Raw genomic sequence first — 1,131 nt, forward strand, 5'->3', positions numbered from 1 at the left:
AATTTGAAATAATCAAATAAACAAATATAATACTACAATTGTCGCCTCTCACTCCCAATGACAGGGGAGAGGATTTTTTTCTTGCTTTTTTATTGACGTAAATGATGCATACTGATTGACATATGGATTATTTATTGACATGACAATCATCACGGAAGGATAAATAGCGAGAAGGGGAACCCCTATGGCCAACGCCCGCCAAGTCCCCCTTCCCTAAAAAACACTGAAATGATCTTACTCGAAACTCCTTTAACTGTCCAGTCTTATCTTGAATTATTTGCAGACGGTTGTCCGGAAAACCTACGACCAGTGGAATGCCCATCCTGTAAAGCTATGCGGAAGCTACACCGGCACGGGCATTACAAACGCATGGTATTCACCCTCGAAGAAGCATATTCCATACCGATATTTCGTTTCAAGTGTCCCATATGTGGTAAAACAACAGGTCTGCTCCCTCCCTTCATCGGGGAAAAAGAGCAAACTGCCTGGGAAGTGCAAGAAGAGGTGATGCGCAAGCAGACAAAAGGCCAATCCCTGACACAGGTAGCCGGAGAACTAACAGCAGCAGGGGGACCCTACAGTGAAAAAAGCCTTTGGCGCTGGACCACCAGGTGGAACAGGCTTTTAAGGGATTCAGGTAACATCTTTTGGACACAGATCCTGCGTGTTCTGCCCACATCCAACTGCCAGTAGGAAAAATGAAGCCCCGTACAGAGTGGGGCTGGCTTTTAAGATATGGGACCAGGTAAAGGCAGAGTTTGGAGATGATAAGTTGTTTAACTGGCTCTACAGACAGCAAAAATCAATGGCACTGGCACCAGGATAAAAAAGCCCCACACAAGCTGTCTATGGATTGACGGCACCGCTTCGAAGAGAATGATGCTGGAAGCTTCACCAACATCTTCTTAAAAAACAAAGGAGCGGAGAAAAGATGGAATTTCGAAATGCAAGAACAGATAGCGGCCTTTCGCTATGGGCTGATTGCACCGATCGTCAGCCGCCAGAGCCCCATGACGCTGCCAGGTGAGTTAAAGCACTTACTGGAGGAGATTGCATCCCGTACATACACAATCCCCGGCAGCCATAGAACAACTCGTCAGTACCCGTACCCTGGAGCGACTACATACGCAA

Annotated in this window: 2 protein-coding genes; both read left to right on the forward strand. The window is 46.8% G+C overall.

What is annotated here, in order from left to right; translation table 11 throughout:
• Window positions 1-228 precede the first annotated feature (228 nt).
• Window positions 229-693 carry a DUF6431 domain-containing protein gene (locus SSCH_RS07400; protein WP_269746145.1) on the forward strand — a complete coding sequence of 155 codons (465 nt, stop codon included), beginning with the start codon at window positions 229-231 and terminating at the stop codon, window positions 691-693.
• A gap of 251 nt (window positions 694-944) precedes the next feature.
• A partial coding sequence (locus SSCH_RS17550; protein ID WP_198142260.1) for a hypothetical protein occupies window positions 945-1,131 on the forward strand: 187 nt, incomplete at its 3' end.

This window comes from Syntrophaceticus schinkii, assembly GCF_000946815.1.
In the GTDB taxonomy this organism is placed as follows: domain Bacteria; phylum Bacillota; class DSM-12270; order Thermacetogeniales; family Thermacetogeniaceae; genus Syntrophaceticus; species Syntrophaceticus schinkii.

Excerpts from the sequence above, each read along its gene's own strand:
- SSCH_RS07400 (WP_269746145.1), top strand. The coding sequence starts at position 229 with ATGATCTTACTCGAAACTCCTTTAACTGTCCAGTCTTATCTTGAATTA.